Origin of the sequence: Streptomyces sp. ActVer (assembly GCF_027270795.1) — a bacterium.
GTDB classification, from domain to species: Bacteria; Actinomycetota; Actinomycetes; order Streptomycetales; family Streptomycetaceae; genus Streptomyces; species Streptomyces umbrinus_A.
Map to the genome: position 1 here is coordinate 1 of NZ_JAPWHT010000045.1, position 12,720 is coordinate 12,720.

Sequence of the window (12,720 nt, forward strand, 5' to 3'; positions counted from 1 at the left end):
CCCACGGCTTCGTCCAGGACCCGCAGAGCGGCATCTACCGCCTCAGCGGCGACGACACCAGAGCGCAGGCGCGCGCCCTGCGCGAACTCGGCCCGCAACTCGACGCACTCGGCATCGGCACCGCCCTCCAGCACCCCGCAGGCCGAACCGTGCCTACCTCCGCCCCAGCCTCCATGCCGCCCTCCCCGGCCGGCAGTCGTGCGCCGGCCACCAGGGCTCGATGAAGCAGACGGAGCCCGAGTTCTGGGTGCTGGAGTACATCACCATCACCAAGGACCCCCGCACCGGCCTGGTCGTCGCCATCGGCGGCACCGAGAAGGCCGCTTACATTCTCCAGCGAACCGGCGGCTTCCTCTCCGCTCCCGGACCGAGCGGGGACTACCACCGGCTTCCCCACGGCCTGCCCGTCGAGCACCAGCGCCTGAAGGCGACCGCTGCCTCGCACGCCCTGCTTGCCGCCGGTCACAGCGTCCACCTCGACCCCGCCCTGAACGCGCTGGTCACACCGGACAGCGAACACAACGCGGCCCTGCGCTTCCTCACCCAGCTCGCCGAGCGGGCCTCTGCCGCCAAGACCAGCAGTGCGGTGGCCGAGGTGCTCACCGAGATCGCCGCCCCGGTCAATGGGCTGCTGCCCCTTACCAGGGAAGTGGTCGTCCGGGCCTGGATCGCCGCCAGTGCCCTCCAGGGGGCCGCCCCCGGCGAGGAATCCGAACCCCTCGCACGACTCAGGGACACCGCGAACTCCATGAGCCAGGCCGCCTGCGTGATCCTCCACGCCCGCAACCACGCCGCCCGCGCTCCGCAGCCGGCGGCCCTCACACCGCCGCCGAACTCTGCCCATCCCTCGGCCTCCCGCCGCCGTTGATCCCGGAGAGAAACACACGGCCAACCTGGCCGACGAGTACGGCACGGACGTCGAGATCTACATCAAGGCCCTGACGACCACCCTCCACGCCGACGCCCCCACCGGCGCCCCCGCCCAGCTCCACGACCTGCTGGAACAGCTCGGCCTCGAACGCCACGAATACCCCACGGGCGCGCCGCTGTACATCTGGCACACCGTGCCCGAACACCTCGGTGCCGACGAGCAGAAACGCATGGCGACCCGCGCCATCCCCGCCCTGCTCCTGGCCGGGTACGACGTCAACTGCACACCCGACGTCTTCGAGGAAGCCACCTACCGGCAGGCCGTGCACGACATACGTACCCGCGCTGCCCGCCCTGCCGCACAGCACCCGGCACCGGCTGGCTCCCCCTCGCGCCCTGCACAGGCCCGGCGCGCCCCGTAAAACCCCTGGGTGGCCCCGGCACCTCGCCGGGGCCACCCACCGCACCGCTCGATCCCGGAGAAACCCGTAGCAGCCCGCACACCCCCACCCATCAGCAACCGGCTCCAACCCCGACTCGCGACCGCCCTGTTCCGCCGCTACCTGCGCGCCTGCATCCCGACCGGCCCCGACCGCACCACCCTGCTGGCCGGCGCCCGCCCGGGGGCCGTCCTCGCCGAGACCCAGCGCGTCGGCACCGCCACCACCACTGACCGCACCCCCGCCCCGGAGGAGCATGTCCCACCCCGCCCCCTACCCGGTGAGACTGGCCGACGAGATCACCCGCCAACTCGGCCAGCTCGCCGACCACCTCGCTCAGCTTCCCCCTCCCCAGGCCGCGCAGGTCATCGCCCGCGTCCTCGACCCCGACACCGGAGTCCTCGGCGGCATCACCCACCTCGTCGCCACCGGCAGCGTGTTCGCCAAGGACCAGGCCGAACGAGGCGCACTCCCCGCAGAGGTGTGGCTCGCTCTGGGCCGCGCCTCGAACGAACTGCACGACATCACCCTCGACCTGGACGAACACAAGGACACCCTGCAGCACGTCGGCACCCAGCCCGCCACCACCGCAGCGAAGCCCCCGGCCCCCGCACCGCTCGTCGTCCGGCGGCACCGGTGAAGAAGAAGCAATGGCAGGGCTGGGGGCCAGGAGAGCAGGCCGAGCAGCACTACCTCGTCCAGCCCCGTGCCCTCGCCGGCGGCGGCGACGTCCGGCACGTCTCGGAGTTCCTGCGCGCCTCGGGCTGGCGGGACAAGTCCAAGACGGGCGGCCCGCTACTCATGGAGAGCCCCGACCGCACCGTCCGTGTCGCCTACGACCCCTACATCCTGCCCGGCGGGTGGACCATCCACGGCCAAGCGGACGGCCTGAACGGCGCATGGACGGCGAACCTGGGCCGGCAGACGCCGGTGGAGATCGTCGCCGGTATGACCGACGCCCTCACCCGACCCCGCTCCGCCCACGCACCCAACGTCTGGGCGCCCCTGCAGGAGCAGAACTGGCACACGCGTTCCGAGGGCGAGCACTATACGGCGACCAGCCCCGACGGCACCGCGTGGATGCAGTACCACCACAGCCCCGACGGCACGGCGATGTGGTGGACCGGAGCGAAGGACCAGCAGGGCAACGGCTGGACGGCCAACTTCACGCCCAACACCCCGATGCACCTGGTACAAGCCCTCTCGGCCGAACTCGCCAATCCCGATCCCGTGATGCGCCCGCGCGGGCGCGTCCCGCACAGCGCACAGATCCGCACTTGGTCGGTCTCCGTCAAGCCCTCCCAGCTCAGTGCGTGGCAACAGGCCCGGATCACGGCCGCCCGCGCCGCCACCTGGGCCCAGGGCAGCGCTCGAAGCACACGGCCACGCACCACCGCCCGTACCCATACCCCGGCCGGCGGCGCCCGGACCCGCCGCTGACCCGACGCACCCGTCCCAAGGAGCCCGATGCCCGCACTCACCCCGGACACCATCCACGCCGCGACCGAAACCCTGTCTGACCTCACCGACTACCTGCGCGAGAACCCTGACCCCGTGGAAGCCCTCGCCCTCGTCGAGCCCCTCCTCGATGAGTACACGGGCCTGCCCATCCAGCTCGCCGACATCCTGCGCGCCCTCGCCCGGACCCTGCAGGAACACCCGGACACGCCGCGCACCGCACAGGTCGACCTTCTGATCACCGAGTTGCGCACGGCCGCGTGGGAGCAGGCCGACCAGCACGCCCTCCACTACGTCCTGGACGACCTCCGCGACCTGTACGGCAGCACCGCCGCGAACGGGCAGGGGTACGGCCAGTGCCGCTGAGCGAACGGCAGCTCGCCACGTTCGCCGACAAGCACGCCAGGCAGATCCCCTTCGACACCAGCCCCCGCCACCTCGCCGGCCCCGGGGATGCCCGCCACGTCACCCACGGCCTGGCCGCCGCCGGATGGAGCGCCGTCTCCGACCCGTTGAGTGCCGAGATCGTGCTGCGCAGCCCCGACCTGCGCCACCGCCTCCAGTTCGACCCGCAGTCCACCACCTCCGCATGGTGGCGGCTGCGTGCCGAGCCCACCGACACCGAGCCGGGCTGGTACGCCGAGTTCGGCGAACTCGTGCCCGCCGAGGTCCTCGCCGGCTTCACCGACGCCCTCATCGCCCCGCCGCCACAACAGCCAGAGCCGTGGCAGCCGGTGACGTCGGCGAACTGGCGCCGCGACGCAGACGGCACGGCGCACTCGCCCGACTCCATGTGCCACATCGAACTGCGCCCGTTGAGCGAATTCAGCGACCGGCCGTCCTGGCACGTCGAGACCCGTGAGCCCGGCCACGGAGAGTTCCGCGGCCCGTGCATCTGGCACGCCTACTTTGACGAGCGCACCCCCGCCCACCTCGTCGGTTCGTTCCTCACCGCGCTGGTCGACGCTATCCCGCTCCAGCGCGGCATGTACGACCGCACCGGCCACTACAGCGCCGTGCAGGAGCCCAGCCCACTGCGCCCGCAGCAGGTGGTCGACGCGCACACCGCGCGTATCGAGTCGCTCCGCGCCCGGGCACGCTCCGCCCGCCGACAGCAGACGAAACCCGCACCAACCCCGGCGAAAGTCGGCCCAGCCCAGCCAGCCGCCCGCCGCTGAACCGACAGGACTCCTCCCCATTTCCGCCGATCACCGCGCACACCGCGACTCCCTCCGTCACCTCGACCGCTACGTGAGCGACAGCAAGAAGATCCTCGACGCCTGGGACGCCTACTCCGACGAGCACACCGACCTCGACGGATGGCCCTACGACGACCACGCCTACGGCCTGCGCGCGAGCCAGCGCGACGCCGACACCGCCGAGGCGTTCGAATCGCTCCGGTACGGCGCCCGTCACCTGCTGGCCACAGCGGAGACGCAACTGGGCTGCCTGCCGAAAGGTACCGTGCAGAGCCGCTGGGTCTACCAATTGGGTGTCCTGCACGCCGCCCTCGACCGGCTCGAGCAGCTGCACGAGCAGTGGCTGGAAACCCGAGACGCCCTTCCCGCCACCGCTAAGCCCGGCACCACGGCCTTCGACGACGCCCTCGCCGAGTACCACGCCGAATCGTGGAGCTACCTCGACGACTGGGCCACCCACGGCAAGACACTCCGCGAGATCAACGCCGCTGCCCGCAAAGCCCCCTCACCGCTGGCACCTGCACCATCGCCGGCTCCCGCGGCCGACCGGCGAACCCCGGCACGGAAGTGACCATGCCCCCGGCTCCCGAGACCGTCGAGGTCGGCTTCATCACCCCGCGCCACCTGGCCGGTGGCGGTGACCCCGCCTGGATCACCATCCCCCTCCACCGCGCCTGCGGCTGGAGCCACGGCAACGACCCCCTGATGGCGCGCGTCCTGCTCTCCAGCCCCGACCAGAAAGCCCTCCTGCGCCTGGAGCCCGAACCCGACGGCCAGTGGTGGTTCCTTCACCACGCGGCGGAGCCGGACCGGCCCGCGTGGTACGCGAGCTTCGGCGCCCTCACCCCGGTCGAACTGATCGCCGCCGTTACCGACGCCCTCACCGATCCGGCCGCAACCGCGAGCACACCGTCCGATCCGTACGAGCCGCTCCAACAGATCGGCTGGTCGCCCGCCTCCGCGGACAACGGCCTCGTATCGCCCGCCGGCACCGCGTACGTCCAGCGGCTGGGCAGCGCGGAGGAACCGGGCGCCTGGTTCGTCACCGCCGCACTCGGCCCGGACCGGCCGGTGTGGCAGGCCCGCTTCGGCGCGCACACTCCTGCGTACCTGGTCGCCGCGTTCACCGCTGCGCTCGCCGATCCGAAGCCCGTACCGCGCATCGGCAGCGGGCGCAGTCTCCCGACCCGCGACCCGAACGTCGTCACCCTTAGGACCACGGACGTGCTCGCCGTGTACGTGGCCGGGGCGCTGGAAGAACGCGTCCACTCCCTCGCTGCCCGGCACGCCACCTCGCCGACGAGTCCGATCCGCTCGCGACAGCCGCCGGCCAAGAACCACCGCAGCCGCTGATCCCTCCGCCCCCGTCCCCGCCCGGAAGCACGTAGCCCTTGCCCCCTTCCTCCTCCAACAGCAACACGGACGGGTACGACCTCGTCCTGCGCCTCCTTCTCGGCGTGCTCGCCGTCGTCGTCCCCCTCGCCCACCTCGCCTGGCTGTCCGGCAACGTCACCGCCTACCTCACCGGCGCCGACTGGGCCCCCTACCAGCCGACCAGCGCCCTGCTCCACCCCGATCAGCTGTGGCCCAAAGCGGGAGAGACGTCCCTGCTGATCGGTGCCCGCGTCGTCCCTGTTGTCCTGCTCCTGGCCCTCGGTGTGGGGGTGGGCGTCCTGTGGGCCCGGCACAAGAACCGCAGCGGCGGCCGGAAGAAGAAGATCACCGGCATGGCCAAGGCGCGGGATATCGAGCCGCTGATGGCCAAGGCGATCACCGACAAGGCCCGCTCTCTGCGCCCGAGCCTGAAGGACGCCAAGCACATCGAGGCCCGCGACACCGGCATCCTGCTCGGCAACCTGCAGGGCACCAAGCACGAGGTGCGCATGGGCTACGAGGACGTGGCCGTCGCCATCATGGCGCCCCGCTCGGGCAAGACCACCAGCCTCGCGATCCCCTCCATTCTCGCCGCGCCCGGCCCGGTCCTGCTGACCTCGAACAAAGCCGCCGGCGACGCCTTCACCGCCACGTACGACGCCCGCGCCCGCGTCGGACAGGTGTGGTCGATGGACCTGCAGCAGATCGCGCACGCCGCACGCGAGATGTGGTGGAACCCCTTGGCGGACGCCAAAACCCTGGACGGCGCCGGGCGGTTGGCCGGCCACTTCCTCGCCGCCTCGGTGGACGCGAGCCAGCAGGGCGACTTCTGGTCCAAGGCCGGATCCAACATCCTCGCTCAGCTCTTCCTCGCCGCGGCCCTCGACGAGCGGCCGATCACCGACGTCATGCAGTGGCTGGCCTTCCCCGCCGACCGCACCCCGCTCGACATCCTCCGCGACCACCAATTCGCCGCCGTCGCCGCCCAGCTCAAGGGCACCGTGGAGGGACCGCCGGAAACCAGGGACGGCATCTACGAGACCGCCCGCCAGTACGCCGCCGCGCTGCTGAACAGCGAGATCGCCGCATGGGTCACCCCGCAGAAGGACACCGCTGAGTTCAAGCCGTCCGCGTTCGTGACCTCCACCGACACGCTCTTCCTGCTCAGCAAGGACGGTGGCGGCGGCGCCTCGGCGCTGATCGCTGCGTGCGCGGACTCGGTGATGCGGGCAGCGACCGCTCAGGCCGAACGCGCCGGCGGACGGCTCGACCCGCCCATGCTCGCGATCCTCGACGAGGCCGCCAACGTCTGCAAGATCAGCGACTTGCCGGACCTGTACTCGCACCTTGGGTCGCGCGGGATCATCCCGATCACGATCCTGCAGTCCTACCGCCAGGGCCAGAAGGTGTGGTCGGACGCCGGAATGGACGCCATGTGGTCCGCCTCGACCGTCAAGGTCATCGGCTCCGGGATCGACGACCCGGACTTCGCGGACAAGCTCAGCCGTTTGATCGGCGACCACGACGTCGAGACGACCTCGACCTCGCACTCGGAGTCCGGGAAGTCGACCTCGGTGTCGATGCGGCAGGAGCGGATCCTTCCCGCCGACGCCATCCGGGCCCTCCCCAAGGGCACGGCGTTGTGCTTCGCCACCGGCATGAGGGCCGCCATGCTGGACCTGCGCCCGTGGTACCTGGAGCCCGGAGCGGAGGAGCTGTCCGCAGCGTCGGCCCACGCGTCCAAGGCGATCACCGCCCGCGCCGTCGCGAAGCACGCGCCGACGCAGTCCGACTTCGGGAAGGCCGTGTGAGCGCCGTCCGGCTGCACCTGGTGCCGGTCCGCTCACGTGAGGCGAAGGACTTCGTGCACGCCTGGCACCGTCACCACCCGCCGCCCGCAGGTCAGATCTTCGCCGTCGGCGCCGCCGACGAGACCGGCACGCTGCGCGCCGTGGCCATCGTCGGCCGGCCGGTTGCCCGACACCTTGATGACGGCACCACCCTCGAAGTCACCCGGACCGCCAGCGACAGCGCGCAACGCCAACTCCCTGCTGTACGGAGCATCGTGGCCCGCGGCGAAAGCCCTCGGTTACCAGCGTCTGATCACCTTTACCCAGGCGGGCGAGAGCGGCGCGTCCCTGGGCGGCGCGGGATGGCACCTGATCGCCAGCCGCCCGCCCCGGGCCGGATGGCACACCCCCTCCCGGCCCCGGGCCGGCCACGGCAACGACCACATCGCCCGCTTCCTGTGGCAAGCCCCCTGAACCACGTGCCTGGAGACGCCCTGCACACTTACGAACCCACCAACCTCGACGAGATGTCCCCGCGCCAAGCCGTAGACGCCGTGACCGCGGACATCCGCGACCACCACATCACCGTGGACGGCACCGGCCTGTTCAACGCCACGCGGCACATCGACCTGCTGTGCCACCTCGCCGCCCGCATGGCCGCCGACGTCGAATACCATCTCGCCCCGCATATCGCCGGCCTACCGCCCGCCGAGACCCTCGGCGAGAGCGCCGGCCACGTCGGGCGAGCCATCGCCCACTACACCCAGGCCCTCGCCCCGCTCATCACCCTCACCACCACGGCGCAGGACACGCTCCAGCAAAAGCTCGACTCGCTCGACCACCACAGCCGCCTGCGGATCCACCTCGACGACGCCAGGCGGGCCCTGGCAGCAGCCCGCACCGCGCTGAAGGTACCGCGGCCCCCCGCTGCTGCGAGCGCACCCACCCCAGCCCGGTTGCCCGTCCCGGCTATCCGGCGCCGGGCATGACGACACCGCCCACCGATGGCCTTCTCTTTGAAGTGGCCCCGCCCCCGACGCCGGTTGAACGGCTCATGCTGCTCGCAGACCAGTACGTGCAGCACAACGACACGCTCGACCGCCTTCTGCGAGCCGGATCGCAATCCGAACCCGACGCCCACGTCGCCTCTGCCCAGCGACTCGCCTCCGCGACCCGCACCGCCATCAAAGCGGTCACCGACGAACGCCTCTACGAAAGTCACGAGCTGTCGGACGCGGTGGTCCGTCTCCAACAGCTCGCCTTCCTGAGCAGCGCCTCCACGGACCACCGTCTTCCCATGGCGCGCACCCTGACCGCCCTGGCCCCCGAAGCCGCCATGAGCTGCGCCGACATCATCGCCCACGAAATCCGACGCCGCCGCTGGAGCACCACCGATGCTCCAGACCACCAGCTGACCGCCACGCAGCGCACCGCCCTGTGGGAGATCGCCTGCGGGCACGTCGTGGCCACCCGCTCCCTGGGACGGCAGTACGTCCACTACCGCGACGAGCGCGTACTCATCGGCACCCTGCGGTCGCTGGAGGCGAACGCTCTGGCCGAGCGCGCCCCGAACTCCGCGTCCTCCGCCTACACGGGCGGACCGCTTCAAGACCGAGTCCGTCTCACCGCCGCCGGCACCACCGCCTTGGCCGCCGCCATAAGCCGCCCGACCACCGCCAGGCCACCCGGCACGACACCCGCGCCCGCCCCTACCGCCGCGACGACGGCCACCCGAAGCCACTGACCGACCCTCCGGAGCCACACCACCCCATGCCCCTGCTCGACCTGGCAGAACACGCACAACAACTCCACACTTTGGCGCGCGACTTCGAGACCCTGCACGCTCGCGTTCGGGACGTCTCCTACACCCCCGGCACCGACGCGCTGCGCCAGATCAGCCCGCTTCTGCTCATGACCCAGGACCTGACGGCCACCGTCCTCGTCCGCCTGGGCGCGCTCGACTCCAGCACGTACACCAGCGTCGCCGGCAGCCTCGCGAGCCTGGAGTGCCTGGCCTCGGTCGTGGTCGCCTCCTCCATGGCCGGCAACGACCTCGCCAGCGCGCTGCACGCCAACCCCTATGAAGGGGCGCCGTTCCCCGGCTATCCGGCGGACGACGCGTCGGTGCGCACCGCCCGCCACGCCGAGGCCATCCCGAAGATGACCGGCCACCTCGCTGACGCCGCCCACCAGCTCGACCTGAGTGCGACCGGGTGCCACTACGTCGCCACCGGCATCACCCGCGACCTCGCCGCCACACGGGAGGGAGCGGCTACCGCGCAGCGATCTGCCGGCCCTCCGCTGACCAGCGCCCAGTACGACGCCCTCAAGGCACTCGCCCTCGGCGGAGGGCGGCTGTATGAGAGTTCGCAGCGGGGGCTGGGCGTGACCCGTGTCACCGCCGACGACGGCACCCGCGTCTCGATCGCCACCTTCCGGGCGCTGAACAAGCGCGGCTCGTCGACTGGGACACCAGCACCTCCCTGGTCCACGGGCAGAAGATCACCGTCACCGAGCACGGGCGGCAGGCTCTGGTCAAGCCGCGCCCCGCAGCCAGTGCGACTACCCCCGGGAAAGCCGTCCCCAGGAGTCCTGCGGTGCAGGGAGCGCGCCGGTGACGCACTTCGCGCCCCAGGATCGCGTCCTGGTCTCCCCTCGCCATCTGGCGGGCGCCGGGACCGACCGGCTCGCCAACGCGATCCACCCGCTGATCCGCCTCTTCGGCTGGCCGAACGAGCACGAGCGTGACCGGACTGTCAGCAGCCCCGAGGGCACCCTGTTCGTGGGCTTCACCTCTCGCCGCACCAGAGGGCAGTGGTGATCAGTCGCCCAGCACGAGCCGTTCTGGAAGGCGCAGTTCACTCGGCAGACCGCGATCAAGGCCAGCGTCACCGTCATCCAGACTCTGCCTCAGCTGATCGGCTACCAGGGCCGGGCCGCCGCGCAATCCCCCGGACGCGAAGCTCACACCACGCTGCGCACCCCGCCGCTGAACACCCTGCGTTCCCAACCAATCCGTCCCCGCTAGCCCGCGAAGTACGGAGCTAAGGGCACAGGAAGCCGTATCGGGTCATCACCCCGCCACCCGCCGCCCGGCATACCGCCCACCGAAAACCCCTGGACCGCATTGTCTCTTCTGGACATCCCCGATGTGTTCATCGGGTCCACCGACGACGGGCACACCTTCGTCGTCCTCAACCGCCGCATCCGCGACACCGACCGGCTGCTGACCGATGCCGGATTCCTAACCCGCGAACACCTCGGCCGCACGCTCTACCTGCTGCCACCGGGCACCGCGCAGGACGCGCACGAGCGCGCCGGAATCGCGATGTACGGGCTCCTGGCCCACACCCACGACCTCGTCGACCTCGCCTGGACCACGCGCCAGGACGGCGCACCCCCGTCACGCGCGCCCGACGTGACCATCCGCTTCACCGACCACGCGGTCACCGCGACCGCGGCCACGGGCCACGCCGACGCCATTCTCGCCCAGCACGGCTTCATATCAGCGGGGGAGAAGCAACAGTACGCACTGCCACCTGGACTCGGTGAACGCGACGCGCTCAGTGCCGTTGTCCGCGCCGAGGCCCACCTCTACGCCGACGGCATCAGGGTGCACATCGGCCTCGGCATCGCGACCCCGCAGGACATCCCACCGGCACCATCCCGCCCCGGTGCCGCCCCCGCACTGCCGCCCATCACACAGGTCCAGCGGCGCAGCCGCTGACCACCACCCGCTTCCCCCCAGAGCACTGCACCATGCGCAAGCGCCGCCTGCTCCTTTGACCATTCGCTCTGCGGCGGCCGGCCCCCGAACTCAAGCTGCCCGCGCCGGCGCCCGGTCATCGGTCAGCGCTGTACCCGTGGCCCGAACGCCGGCGCACCTGCGCCTTGTCAACCCCACACGATCACGCCGCTGACTTTCCCGCCCGGCCGCTGGGGGTCGTCTCCCCGATATCCGCCCGCTCCCAGGACGGCGGCAAGCGCAGTGAGGTGCCGAACGGCCAGTTCCACCAACCCGGCCCGGATGGCGAACGGCTGCCCCCTACTGATCCCCCCTTTTGGAAGTCCTACCTGTGCGCAACCCGCCTTCTGCCACCGAGGTGTTGTCGGTCTCCGCCGCGGACGGCACGCGCCTGTCCGTCTACCGCGACACCCCTGCGCGCCCGCGTCCCGGCGGCGCGACGGTCGTGTTGGTGCACGGCGCGTCCGTCACCGCGGACCTGTGGCGCGTCCACGCCCGGCACCTGACCGGTCTGGGCCTGAGCGTCGTGCGCTACGACCAGCGCGCGCACGGTCACACCCCGCGCGGCCAGGCACCGCTGACGATCCGGCAGCTCGCCGACGACCTGCAGCAGATCCTGACCCGCGTCGTCCCCGCCGGGCCGCTTGTGCTCGCCGGCCATTCCCTGGGCGCCCTCGTCCTGCAGGAACTCGCCGCCCTGCACCCCCAACAACAGGCCCGCATCCGGGGCATGGTGCTGCTGTCGGCCACCGCACGTGGTGCGAGCGTGCTGCCCGGACGCGACCCGCGCGCCTGGCTCCTGGCCGCCGGACGCAGCCTCGCCGCCCTGACCTGCACCCGGGCGCCCCGCACGGTGGACTTCCTGCGGCGCCGTCTGCCCACCACACACCCCTACAGCCTCGCGCCGCACCCCGACCAACCGGCTGACGGGCCACCGCGGTGCCGCCACGGCATCCGCCACACCCACACCCGCGATCTCGCCGACCTGTGGCAGTGCCTGCGCCGCTACCAGCCGCGCGACGCCACCGTGCTCAACCAGTTCGGCGAGCGGCTGCTGCTGATGGCCGGCGCGGACGACCGGCACATCCCCGCCGCCCACACCAAGCAACTGGCCGCCCAACTCCCTGCCGCTCGCCTGGAGATCCTCCCCCGCACCACGCACGCGCTGCCCATCCGCCACCCCGCGCTCATCAGCGACCGCATCGCCCGCCTCGCCGCCGAACCGAGCCCCCACCACCCTCCTCACCCCCAGGACCGATCATTTCCGAACTCCCTGCCTTCCGGGCAATTTCACTAGGTGCCGGAATCCAGTCCAGCGCCATGCTCGCCCTCTCCGCACACGGCATACTCCCGAAGGTCGACTACGCAATTTTCGCCGACACGGGCTGGGAACCGAGAGCCGTTTATTCCCATCTCGACCGGCTGGAGCGAGAAATAGCCAGACCCGCAGGCATACCCGTTCTCCGCGTATCGTCCGGAAACATACGCAACGATGCCCTGGACCCCGACCACAGATTTGCGTCAATGCCGCTCTACGTCCTGAACAAGGACGGAAATCCGGGTATGACCAGGCGGCAATGCACCGGGGAATATAAAATTAAGCCGATCAAGAAAAAGGTCCGCGAACTACTCGGCTACCCCTATCCCACACGCACTCCCAAGGGCGTATTCGTCGAGCAGTGGGTCGGCATCTCCACCGACGAATTTCACCGGGCCAAGGACGCCGACGTCAAGTACATGCGCAACCGGCACCCGCTCATAGACATGGGCTGGTCACGGTCCGACTGCGTCCGCTACCTGGCGTCGCTCGGCCTGGCCGACACCCCGAAATCGAGCTGCACCTT

14 protein-coding genes and 3 pseudogenes are annotated in these 12,720 nt (G+C 71.1%); all 17 read left to right on the plus strand.

Going from position 1 to position 12,720, the window contains the following annotated elements:
• A pseudogene (locus O3Q52_RS10335) lies at positions 1 to 224 on the plus strand (hypothetical protein); the annotation flags it as partial.
• Positions 221 to 868 carry a hypothetical protein gene (locus O3Q52_RS10340; RefSeq protein WP_269648521.1) on the plus strand — a complete coding sequence of 216 codons (648 nt, stop codon included), beginning with the start codon at positions 221 to 223 and terminating at the stop codon, positions 866 to 868. The pseudogene O3Q52_RS10335 and the gene O3Q52_RS10340, both read left to right, overlap by 4 nt.
• Positions 869 to 1,064: 196 nt before the next feature.
• Entirely contained in the window at positions 1,065 to 1,292 is a 228-nt protein-coding gene (locus O3Q52_RS10345) for a hypothetical protein (protein ID WP_240439288.1), read from the plus strand.
• Positions 1,293 to 1,566: 274 nt separating this feature from the next.
• A complete protein-coding gene (locus tag O3Q52_RS10350) occupies positions 1,567 to 1,950 on the plus strand; it encodes a hypothetical protein (protein ID WP_269648522.1) in 384 nt (127 codons plus the stop codon).
• Positions 1,947 to 2,750 carry a DUF317 domain-containing protein gene (locus O3Q52_RS10355; protein WP_269648523.1) on the plus strand — a complete coding sequence of 268 codons (804 nt, stop codon included), beginning with the start codon at positions 1,947 to 1,949 and terminating at the stop codon, positions 2,748 to 2,750. Before O3Q52_RS10350 ends, O3Q52_RS10355 begins: the two co-directional genes overlap by 4 nt.
• A gap of 27 nt (positions 2,751 to 2,777) precedes the next feature.
• On the plus strand, positions 2,778 to 3,134 hold the full coding sequence (locus O3Q52_RS10360) for a hypothetical protein (protein WP_119580304.1): 357 nt from the start codon (positions 2,778 to 2,780) through the stop codon (positions 3,132 to 3,134).
• On the plus strand, positions 3,125 to 3,946 hold the full coding sequence (locus O3Q52_RS10365; RefSeq protein ID WP_119580303.1) for a DUF317 domain-containing protein: 822 nt from the start codon (positions 3,125 to 3,127) through the stop codon (positions 3,944 to 3,946). The genes O3Q52_RS10360 and O3Q52_RS10365 overlap by 10 nt, the downstream gene beginning before the upstream one ends.
• 73 nt (positions 3,947 to 4,019) lie before the next feature.
• The gene (locus tag O3Q52_RS10370; protein ID WP_269648524.1) at positions 4,020 to 4,538 is read left to right on the plus strand and encodes a hypothetical protein; all 519 of its coding nucleotides are present in this window, start codon (positions 4,020 to 4,022) and stop codon (positions 4,536 to 4,538) included.
• Positions 4,539 to 4,540: 2 nt separating this feature from the next.
• Positions 4,541 to 5,320 (plus strand): DUF317 domain-containing protein, encoded by a 780-nt coding sequence (locus O3Q52_RS10375; RefSeq protein WP_269648525.1) that lies wholly within the window; start codon positions 4,541 to 4,543, stop codon positions 5,318 to 5,320.
• Positions 5,321 to 5,358: 38 nt separating this feature from the next.
• Entirely contained in the window at positions 5,359 to 7,152 is a 1,794-nt protein-coding gene (locus O3Q52_RS10380) for a type IV secretory system conjugative DNA transfer family protein (RefSeq protein ID WP_269648526.1), read from the plus strand.
• A 53-nt stretch (positions 7,153 to 7,205) separates the two neighbouring features.
• Positions 7,206 to 7,605 (plus strand): annotated as a pseudogene (locus O3Q52_RS54135) (XF1762 family protein).
• A gap of 5 nt (positions 7,606 to 7,610) precedes the next feature.
• Entirely contained in the window at positions 7,611 to 8,120 is a 510-nt protein-coding gene (locus tag O3Q52_RS10390) for a hypothetical protein (protein ID WP_269648528.1), read from the plus strand.
• Between the two features lie 65 nt (positions 8,121 to 8,185).
• Positions 8,186 to 8,875: a hypothetical protein gene (locus tag O3Q52_RS10395; protein WP_269648529.1), complete on the plus strand. Its 690-nt coding sequence runs from the start codon at positions 8,186 to 8,188 to the stop codon at positions 8,873 to 8,875.
• Between the two features lie 26 nt (positions 8,876 to 8,901).
• Positions 8,902 to 9,879 carry a hypothetical protein gene (locus O3Q52_RS10400; protein ID WP_269648530.1) on the plus strand — a complete coding sequence of 326 codons (978 nt, stop codon included), beginning with the start codon at positions 8,902 to 8,904 and terminating at the stop codon, positions 9,877 to 9,879.
• 379 nt (positions 9,880 to 10,258) lie between these two features.
• Positions 10,259 to 10,858, plus strand: a complete 600-nt coding sequence (locus tag O3Q52_RS10405) for a hypothetical protein (RefSeq protein WP_269648531.1) — start codon at positions 10,259 to 10,261, stop codon at positions 10,856 to 10,858.
• 349 nt (positions 10,859 to 11,207) lie between these two features.
• Positions 11,208 to 12,173, plus strand: a complete 966-nt coding sequence (locus O3Q52_RS10410) for an alpha/beta fold hydrolase (RefSeq protein WP_269648532.1) — start codon at positions 11,208 to 11,210, stop codon at positions 12,171 to 12,173.
• A 23-nt stretch (positions 12,174 to 12,196) separates the two neighbouring features.
• Positions 12,197 to 12,715 (plus strand): annotated as a pseudogene (locus tag O3Q52_RS10415) (hypothetical protein); the annotation flags it as partial.
• Positions 12,716 to 12,720: the final 5 nt, after the last annotated feature.

Coding starts and splice junctions, on each gene's coding strand:
- O3Q52_RS10340 (WP_269648521.1), top strand. CDS start 221: ATGAAGCAGACGGAGCCCGAGTTCTGGGTGCTGGAGTACATCACCATC.
- O3Q52_RS10350 (WP_269648522.1), top strand. CDS start 1,567: ATGTCCCACCCCGCCCCCTACCCGGTGAGACTGGCCGACGAGATCACC.
- O3Q52_RS10375 (WP_269648525.1), top strand. CDS start 4,541: ATGCCCCCGGCTCCCGAGACCGTCGAGGTCGGCTTCATCACCCCGCGC.
- O3Q52_RS10360 (WP_119580304.1), top strand. CDS start 2,778: ATGCCCGCACTCACCCCGGACACCATCCACGCCGCGACCGAAACCCTG.
- O3Q52_RS10395 (WP_269648529.1), top strand. CDS start 8,186: ATGCTGCTCGCAGACCAGTACGTGCAGCACAACGACACGCTCGACCGC.
- O3Q52_RS10400 (WP_269648530.1), top strand. CDS start 8,902: ATGCCCCTGCTCGACCTGGCAGAACACGCACAACAACTCCACACTTTG.